Consider the following 8,397-nt stretch of genomic DNA (forward strand, 5'->3'; position numbering starts at 1 on the left):
AAGCCAGATTTAATGTTTTGTTGGTACTCCTGAACGGAGATGCCAATTTTGTGTGCGGCTGTTTTTTGCGCCCCTAATCTTGTGTTGGTCATAGCCGATCGACCTCGAAAATAATTAAATGCCCGTCTCTCCGGGCTGTCACGCCAGCAGGTACGCTCAGCGTTTAGCGTCTCGTTCTCTCCGAGATGTCACGCTAGCTCTCGTTCTCAGCGTCACGCTCCGATCTTGAGGATGATGCAGGCTTCAAACCCGCCGCAATGCTACTTCTTAGGTCACTTATCAGCATCAGTAGCCTAGCTTTTGCCCGTCTTTCCAGGCTGTCAACGCCGGCCCTGTTTAGCCACTCCCGACGTATGAGGGTGGGGAGCTGCCCTCCTCCTTAACTGGTCTCAAACCAGCTCGATCCTACTTTTTAGGGCAATTATTAAGCATCAGTAGGCTAGCCCCGGCTAGTTTACCCGGCGTCACTTGTCTTTCCAAAGCGTCAGCCAGTAAAGTCGTGGCACACTTTGCCCGTCTGTTTTTTCCGAGCTGTCACCCGTACTCTCCGGACTGTCGCACCACTAAAGCAGGTGCCGCCGTCGGTCTTTCTCCGACTTGTCTAAACACCCATCTCTCTGGGTTGGAAGTCACACCACTTTGGCGTTAGCCCTGGCAGGTGTCGCCAGTCTTGTTGTTGGTGTGGGAATTTTGGGAATCGAACCCAAGCCAGCGCGTCTGACACTGAATCGGCTGTGCAATAGCACTTTGCCCTAGTAACCTTTGCGGTTTAAGCAGCACCAGCTAACTCCCTCGGCCAAAAGTGTCCAAAATTTCGGACACTTTTTCCAAATCTCAACATTTGCGTCAGCCTCTACGATCACTGATTGGGGAGGCTGAACTATTTCGTTGTCAATGTTTCGGGCCAACAACTTGTAAAACTTTTGGCCCGTTATGAATGTTGCTAAAGGCTTCGATTAACTCCTCAATACTGCAATCGTAAGCTTGGCAATATTTCGGAAGATCAGTCAAAGCGGGGTGCGGCACGACAACACCGCGTTCCCAGTTGCTAACAACAGACTCAGTAGTATCCAGCTCTACAGCAATCTGTCTTTGAGTTTTTTTTGCGCGTTTGCGAAGCCACACAGGCGTTATGGGCGGTTTAGAATGAGTCATTGGGTGGAGAGATAGGGGTATCACCATCCTCCCAAAATTCAGTAATTGCGTCAGCCTCTCCGGTCGGCGATCGGAGAGACTGACGTATTTAATTTTCAAGGTTCTGTTCAGCAGGCAAAAACTTTTCAGGTGCCTTAACAAATTCATGGAGCTTTTCAGGTGGAACCCCACAGATCTGACACAAGGCAAGCCACTGCATTCCACTAAGTGCCAGTTTTTCCCAGCCTTTCCTCCCCTCTCTAGCTCTTCTCCGTAACGTACTAGCGGACACTTCTTGCCCAGAAATATGGGAAATAGCGCCCGCCAGCCGCTCATGAGAAAAACCTGTTTTTTGAAGAAAGGTTGTCAAAGGGAAGTCTCCTACCGTCGGTTGACTTAACTCTTCTTCGGTCATTAGTATTAATGCAAAATTTATCACCTCATAGTAGTTGGACTTAAGCCACATATTGCCCACCACTTCAGCAGATCGTTGTCGTTGAGGCTGCTAGCTCTCAGGGGCTGGCGGCGGCGGTTGATTTGTACACATATTATATGCCGGGATATCGACATAAGTCAATATTCCGGCATAAATTAGCAGAACGCTATTATTCAGAGGGTTCCAGACATTCAGAACTATTCATTCTCGCCATCTGGAACCCAGTACAGGAATTCTCCGGGCTGAACCTTAAAGGTTTTACATATCACATCAAGAATTTGGGCGCTAGGTACCCAGTTAGGGTCATTAATTCGCTCTGACGTTTCCCGCGACAACCCCGTCAATTTGCCAAACCTATAGCCAGTCAACTTTTTAACCTTGAGTTTTTCTTCTAAAACGGGCTTGAGGCAATTTTTCACAGACATTCTTCCTGAACTCTCCCCCAATTATATGCCGAATTATTGACGTATGTCGATACTCCGGCATACAATTGGCTTGTATAAAGAACCGGCGACGGGCATGAATTCCAGCTCAACCCGCCGCCTCCTTCATTCTCTCAGTGATTGCCCTAGCGGCGAATCCTGAAAGTCAACCCCCAAAAAACAGACAGGTTGGGATTAGGCCCCCAACCTGTCTACATCGAGTACAAAGTCCACTCAAAAACGAACAACACCAAGCGGATAACTATGTACATCCTGCGGGCTTTAGCATCCCTAGGCGTTGTGTCGATCAAGAGCTTTTCCCTTGTTGTATCTCGACTTGCATCGTTTGACAACAAGGGCATCTACCAACAGGGGTAGATGTCAGCAGGGTTGTCTAGTAACAGGGTTGTCACCCCTCATCTGCATATGTACTTACCAAAATCCAAACCAACTCCCTACCGAGGCAGCGGCCGATAACAAGTTTTCAAGTTTTCACTCTAAGCAAAGGAGACGCCTATGAAGTAACCCAGATCTAAGCAGCCTTATCTCACCATTCACTCCCGGCGATCGCTCTCACCCAGCGGTCGCTTTCTCCCCACAAAAATCAGTAACTTATTTAGAGCAGAGGTCGCTATGTCCACGAAAAATCCCATCCACATCGAAAAACTGATTGAAGCGATCGGGGGTGCGGCGTAATGTACACCACAAAAACATCTTCCGAATTCATCAAAGTCAGCAAGACTAACCCTTGCCCTCTTTGCGACAAGCCAGGTTGGTGCAAAACATCCCCCGATAATACAGTTGTGATGTGTCCGCGCACCGACACCGCGCCGACAGGATGGAAGCGCATAAAGGACACGGTAGACGGACACGGGATTTACAAGCTAGAAACTGAGGACAATTTTAAAGCTCAAGTCAGCGGTCGCCGTCCGACCAAGCGCATCAGCAAGTCAAAACCCGTTCCAATTCCTGCTGGAATCAAGGTACTCCAACTGGCAGAACCCGCGTGGGACTGTCCGCAACCTCAGCCAATTTCTGATGATTTATGGGAGAGCACCAAATACCGCCTGACCGTACCCCGCGAGAATCTTAGAGAAATTGCCTATTCCTACGGCAAGGGCCAGACGGTATATCGGATTGAGTGGCCTGATGAAAACAATCCCAAAGGACACGATAAAACTTACAGCCAAAGCCACGTAGACGCGGACGGCAAGCGAGTGTGGAAAAAGGGTGATGGGCTTTGGCCGGCTTATCGCATTGATGAAATAGTCGAGACTTTGGAGGATGTGGGCGTTAATGAATGTGTCGCAGCTCTGGGATTAGAAGGAGAGCCGAATGTCGAACTTGCTCGATCGCACAGCATTTTGAGCCTGACATTTCAGGGGAGCAATTGGACTGAGGCTCAGGTAGTGGCGATAGTTGAAGCGCTACGAGCAACAGGCAAAAATGTCACGCTAGTGATATTGCGAGACAACGATGTCACGGGAAGTAAAAAAGCAGAGTTAATTAAATTAGTGTGCGATCGACTGCAATTCCCCTGCATCGTAATAGATCCGATTGCCATCTATCCTGATATCCCAGATAAAGGGGATATCAAGGAAATTTTGGACGCTATGGATGCGGATGAATTTATCCGGCGGCTGGAAGCGCAAATACACGCGAGTTCGGGTGTCGCTGACACTGAAAATGACTGGGATGATTCGATCGGCGAAGCCAAAGGGGAGAAAAAAAGCAAGATTCCTAGCTCGGATGCAATGGCCCGGCAGATTGCAGAAGATTATCGAGATAAGCTTGCATTCAACAATGAAGTGCTTTGCTGGTATCGCTACGAAGCCGATGCACCGGGTATCTGGAGTCCGGAGACTGATGAATTTATTGAAGCGATCGTCTACCAGATCATTGAATCCAAAGGGGTTATTAATATTCCCTCTGGGTACATTGGGGCAACAGTGCGATTCTTGCGCTGCAAACTGATCGAGCGTAAATGGCAGCCCAAAGCCGGCTTACTTCCCTTTCAGAATGGAGCTCTAGAAATCGCCACGGGCAAGTTACACCCGCACTCACCGGGCTACAAATTCACATGGGCGCTACCACGGCCACACTCGATCGTAGCAACCGACTGGGGGAATATTTCTCAATGGCTCGATACCGCTACGGGAGGCAATCTGCATATCAAGAATCTGCTGCTAGCTTACGCCGCCGCTACTCTTAAGGGCCGTGCTGATATCCAAAAATTTCTCCATCTAATCGGCATTGGCGGCAGCGGCAAAGGTACATTCTGCCGCCTCCTAATATCTCTAATCGGCATCGAAAATACACATAGCAGCACTCTAGATGATTGGTGCAGCAATCGCTTTGAGGCGGCACAAGCCTACGGCAAACGATTGCTAATATTTCCAGATGAAGATAAGGGAGCGCGGTCGCTAGGAAAATTCAAGCAGCTAACCGGCGGCGATTGGTTGCGAGCTGAGGAAAAAGGCAAGAAGCCATTTAAATTCAAATTTGAGGGCATGGTGGCGGTGGCCTCGAATTTTCCTATCTTTGGGGCGGATAATTCTTCTGGGATGTCGCGACGGACGATCGCCGTGCCTTTTGATGCCGTGGTAGGTCGGAATGCCCGCCGCAATCTTGATAATGATTTTGAGCCAGAATTGCCGGCCTTCACAAATTACCTACTTTCTCTGGATGATGCTTGGGTAGCCAATACCTTGCGCGGCGTGATGGATATTCCTGAGATTGGCGCGCAATTCTGGGAGAGCAAGATTCGAGAAGATTCGATCGCAGGATTCCTCAATGACAAGCTGATTCTCGATCCACTGGCACAGGTATCGATCGGCGACTCCCCGAATGCTGAAGGCTCGCTTTATCAAGCTTATCGCCAATACTGCGAAGACCAGGGCCACAAACCGCAGGCAGTAAAGAATTTCAGCCCTAATTTGATTGAGTGCGCTGGCACTATCCTTGGCTGGCAGATCGAGAAAGCCCATACCAAGATAGGCAAAATCATCAAAGGTTTGCGGTTGCGAACCAAAGCAGACGAGCATCTCCCGACCTACGATTACGAATTGCAATTACGCTGCAAAGCTGGTGACGGGTCAGGTGACGGGTCGGTGACGGGTCAGGTGACGGGTCAGAACCGTTACCCAGAGCCAATTACAGCTCCGGTGACGGATAAACCCTATACTCAGGTGAAAAAAAATATTGATAATACAACAACAGAAATCAAGGAAGCTCCAAAGCGAATTAGTGAAGATGAAATCACTAATGCAGGAGATGATATAGGGCTTAATCCGTCACCATTGCCCGAACCCTTACCAGTAGCCAATTCTGACCCGTCACCTGACCCGTCACCGAATCCGTCACCGCAAACCGCACCATTCCCGATCGACGGTCAAGCAGTTTGCCGAGGGCGTTGGATTGAGGCACGGGCAATTGGTTGGAATGACGAGGGTACGCAGTTGGTAGTGCAATATGTGCGGCCCAGCGGTGACATGGGCGAGATGCTGGTATTTCCAGAAAGATTCGCACCGACTGAGCCGATCGCACTTCCCGCGCCAGAATTTGCACCCGCGCCAGAAACAACACTCGCGATTTCTGCGCCAGAGACAACGCCGACACCAGAACTCGCGCCAGAAACAACACCCACACCGACACCGGAACCCGACCCCGAAACCATCACCCCAGAGGACGCCGCCAAGATGCGAGAAATTGCAACAGTTTGGTGGGACGAACTGTACCACCCCGAAACTTTGCAAAGTTTGGTTACTCAACTGTTTGGCTGGGGTGCGCCGGCAGATAAATACAGCGCGGAGCAAATAGCTCAGTGGTTGCAGGGAGAGGATGAGTTGGTTCGATACCGAATTGGCGAGATTATGGCGATCGGGCTGGCAGATAACTGTGAAGCTGATGCGGAGGAATGATGTTACCAAAACTAAATCTCGACTTAACGACGGAACAACAATTTATGCTGCAAGTTTACCAGCAGCAAATCGGGAATCTTTCGCCGGAGGACTGCTGTAAATTGTTACTTCAAACAATCACTCAAAACATGGTGAAAGATAACGTGATTAAGACTTTATTGAGGTCTGATGCAGGCATTAAATGATTCAAAATGTGGGCGGATAAATAAACTAGGAGGTAACACTAATGACATTTCTTTTTGTTGTAGACACTGAAACTACTGGATTGTCTGCAGAAACCGCGCAATTGTGCGAAATTTCTGGGACGTTGTACCGGATCGGGCCGTCTAAAGAGACAACAGGCGCGATTGCTTCGGTATCAGCTTTAATGCCAGTAAAATTTGATGATCTAATAACCAACGAATCTGAAGCAATTAACGGAATTACCCAAGAATTAACAGAATCTGTTTGCGGGTTTGCTGAAGGATACGGATATCACAAACACGCGGTGGATTTGTTTGTCGAAATGGCTAATTCTGCTGATTACGTGTTTGCGTTCAACGCCGAGTTTGACAAAGCGTTTCTTAAGACGTTGATTCGTACTGACAATTGGATTTGCGCGATGCAAGATTTTGACTGGGGCTATCCCAAAAAAGCGCACGGTAATTACAAACTAATTGATTTGGCGCTGTGGTTGGGGATTGGCATCAGTACCGCTCACCGCGCAGGGGATGACGTGAGGCTTTTAGTAGAGTGCTTGAATCGCTCTAAAGGTAATCTTAGAGACTCAATCGACAAAGCAATTGTGCGGGCTAATTCACCAATATTTGAAGTTCAAGCGCTTGTTAGTTACGCCGATCGGGAGTTAGCCAAAGCTGCGGGTTTTAGTTGGAATGCGCCTCAGAAAATTTGGTTGAAACAAGTTAAAGAGTGCGACTTTCAGGAATTCGTGCAAACTCTAAGTTTTGAAGTAGAGGTATTTTAAAATGATAAATCCAGAAATCGAACAATTAACCCGCCGAGTAGAAACGCTTGAAGCAATCATTAGAAATTACGGTTTGATGCAAGAATTTCAACCGCTGAAACTGGCGGCTGTGGCTTTAGGACAATCTGAGAAAAAACTCAGAGAAACAGTAAATACTGCCAGATTAAACCCCCGCAAGCATTGCGCTAAAGCTGGCGTTCATTATAACTTTAACGGCAACCGAATATTGATTAACGTGGTGGCATGGGAGAGAGATATTAAAGCAATTCCGCCTGAACAGCTTTAGTATCGGGTAGCCCGTTTCCAAGCTTCCTCAAAATCCCGCTTGCTGATGTGTTGGTGGTATTTATCAAAATGAATTTTGAGTGAATGCCCCATCCAGCGAGAAATGATCGCCGGATCGATTCCCAATACGGAACCCCGAACGGCGTAGGCATCCCGCAAGTGGTAAGCGGTCAGGTCAACACCTTGTGCTCGCAAACCCGGAGTAACCTTGGCGCCAATGCTTTGGTTGGTTCTGCCTTCGGTTTGCGTGTTTGGCAAAACCCCGTCCCAAAGCTTCCACTCCGATCGCCACTTTGGCATCAGCGGCAAAATTAACCGCTCTTTAGTTTTGGTGTCGGGCAACACGCGCAGCCAGCCCGGTTCGGAATTTAGTTCAGAGCAATCAAGCTTAAAAATTTCGTGTGGTCTAAGGCCGTAAGCGGCTAGCATTCCAAAAACCCATTGCCATGCGGGGTTGCTGATTGATTCGCGCATTGCTTCAATTTCTGAATTCGACGGCAGATCCCGCTGAATTTTTGCACCGCACCCAGCAGCTAACTCTGAAAATTTATTTTCAATTCCTGCAAATCTGGCGATCGCCCCGTAGGCAAAGCACAATTTTTGCCGGGTGCGAGTTTCAGGTTGCGATTTTAAGATTTCAGTTTTTAGCAGTTCTTCTGTTAGTATCTTTTGTGGATTGAGTCGATCAAAAGCTTCTTGATACGAGGCTTTCCATGTCGAGATTTTTGCCAGCGATCGCTCCCGCGACTCCCAGTAGTTTTGCTCAAATCGAGCTACCCACTCACCGACAGTCTCTGCGGGTTTCTGTTTTCCCTTAAGCCAAGGCGTCCAGTCAAATTTTTCTCGAAGCAATTGCCCTTCAATCTCTAGGGCCTTAGCTTTGGCAAACCTCAATCCTTCGGCGTGGGCCCCGTACCCGGTGCTCAGTTCGTAGCGTTTGGGCTTGTCCCCTTCCCCCGGTTTTGGTGGCAATGTAGCTCGCAGGTACAGCCGATCGCCCTTCTGTCGAATTTGCACTCGATCGAGCGCCACGTTTGCTTTCCCCAGTGCTTCCCCAAAATCGCGCATAAGATATTCCAATTTAACTAAGATATTTTGGAATATCTTATCCGACGAGTAGAAGGAAATCAACCTAGAAATTGGTGAAACCCTTACTTAGAACGGAGAGGGAGGGATTTGAACCCTCGAAGGATGTTAACACCCTTAACAGATTAGCAATCTGCCGCTTTCGACCAC

At 48.6% G+C, this 8,397-nt stretch carries 8 protein-coding genes; 4 read left to right on the forward strand and 4 right to left on the reverse strand.

The window, feature by feature from the left end; all coding sequences use genetic code 11:
• Window positions 1–891: 891 nt before the first annotated feature.
• From QUA24_RS26125 to QUA24_RS26135, 3 genes are all read right to left on the reverse strand, one after another.
• Window positions 892–1,254, reverse strand: a complete 363-nt coding sequence (locus QUA24_RS26125; protein ID WP_333233251.1) for a helix-turn-helix transcriptional regulator — start codon at window positions 1,252–1,254, stop codon at window positions 892–894.
• Complete coding sequence (locus QUA24_RS26130; RefSeq protein WP_333233253.1) at window positions 1,244–1,549, reverse strand: hypothetical protein; 306 nt, start codon at window positions 1,547–1,549, stop codon at window positions 1,244–1,246. Before QUA24_RS26130 ends, QUA24_RS26125 begins: the two co-directional genes overlap by 11 nt.
• Window positions 1,550–1,767: 218 nt before the next feature.
• Window positions 1,768–1,995, reverse strand: a complete 228-nt coding sequence (locus tag QUA24_RS26135) for a helix-turn-helix transcriptional regulator (protein ID WP_333233255.1) — start codon at window positions 1,993–1,995, stop codon at window positions 1,768–1,770.
• A gap of 692 nt (window positions 1,996–2,687) precedes the next feature.
• Here QUA24_RS26135 and QUA24_RS26140 point away from each other — a divergent pair.
• Genes QUA24_RS26140 through QUA24_RS26155 form a run of 4 tightly spaced genes read left to right on the forward strand, consistent with a single transcriptional unit; the run spans window position 2,688 to window position 7,162 of the window.
• The gene (locus tag QUA24_RS26140) at window positions 2,688–5,912 is read left to right on the forward strand and encodes a phage/plasmid primase, P4 family (RefSeq protein ID WP_333233256.1); all 3,225 of its coding nucleotides are present in this window, start codon (window positions 2,688–2,690) and stop codon (window positions 5,910–5,912) included.
• A complete protein-coding gene (locus tag QUA24_RS26145) occupies window positions 5,909–6,097 on the forward strand; it encodes an NblA/ycf18 family protein (protein WP_333233258.1) in 189 nt (62 codons plus the stop codon). The genes QUA24_RS26140 and QUA24_RS26145 overlap by 4 nt, the downstream gene beginning before the upstream one ends.
• Before the next feature lie 41 nt (window positions 6,098–6,138).
• Complete coding sequence (locus QUA24_RS26150; RefSeq protein WP_333233260.1) at window positions 6,139–6,876, forward strand: exonuclease domain-containing protein; 738 nt, start codon at window positions 6,139–6,141, stop codon at window positions 6,874–6,876.
• A gap of 1 nt (window position 6,877) precedes the next feature.
• On the forward strand, window positions 6,878–7,162 hold the full coding sequence (locus tag QUA24_RS26155; protein WP_333233262.1) for a hypothetical protein: 285 nt from the start codon (window positions 6,878–6,880) through the stop codon (window positions 7,160–7,162).
• Here the strand turns inward: QUA24_RS26155 and QUA24_RS26160 are convergent.
• Entirely contained in the window at window positions 7,159–8,229 is a 1,071-nt protein-coding gene (locus QUA24_RS26160; protein WP_333233263.1) for a hypothetical protein, read from the reverse strand. The two genes, QUA24_RS26155 and QUA24_RS26160, sit on opposite strands and share 4 nt — an antisense overlap.
• Between the last annotated feature and the right edge of the window lie 168 nt (window positions 8,230–8,397).

The organism is Microcoleus sp. Pol12B5 (genome assembly GCF_036701335.1).
Classification (GTDB): Bacteria; Cyanobacteriota; Cyanobacteriia; order Cyanobacteriales; family Microcoleaceae; genus Microcoleus.

What these genes read in the sequence shown, in the direction of transcription:
- QUA24_RS26150 (WP_333233260.1), top strand. Translation starts at nt 6,139, where the DNA reads ATGACATTTCTTTTTGTTGTAGACACTGAAACTACTGGATTGTCTGCA.
- QUA24_RS26130 (WP_333233253.1), bottom strand. Translation starts at nt 1,549, where the DNA reads ATGACCGAAGAAGAGTTAAGTCAACCGACGGTAGGAGACTTCCCTTTG.
- QUA24_RS26135 (WP_333233255.1), bottom strand. Translation starts at nt 1,995, where the DNA reads ATGTCTGTGAAAAATTGCCTCAAGCCCGTTTTAGAAGAAAAACTCAAG.
- QUA24_RS26140 (WP_333233256.1), top strand. Translation starts at nt 2,688, where the DNA reads ATGTACACCACAAAAACATCTTCCGAATTCATCAAAGTCAGCAAGACT.
- QUA24_RS26160 (WP_333233263.1), bottom strand. Translation starts at nt 8,229, where the DNA reads ATGCGCGATTTTGGGGAAGCACTGGGGAAAGCAAACGTGGCGCTCGAT.
- QUA24_RS26155 (WP_333233262.1), top strand. Translation starts at nt 6,878, where the DNA reads ATGATAAATCCAGAAATCGAACAATTAACCCGCCGAGTAGAAACGCTT.
- QUA24_RS26145 (WP_333233258.1), top strand. Translation starts at nt 5,909, where the DNA reads ATGATGTTACCAAAACTAAATCTCGACTTAACGACGGAACAACAATTT.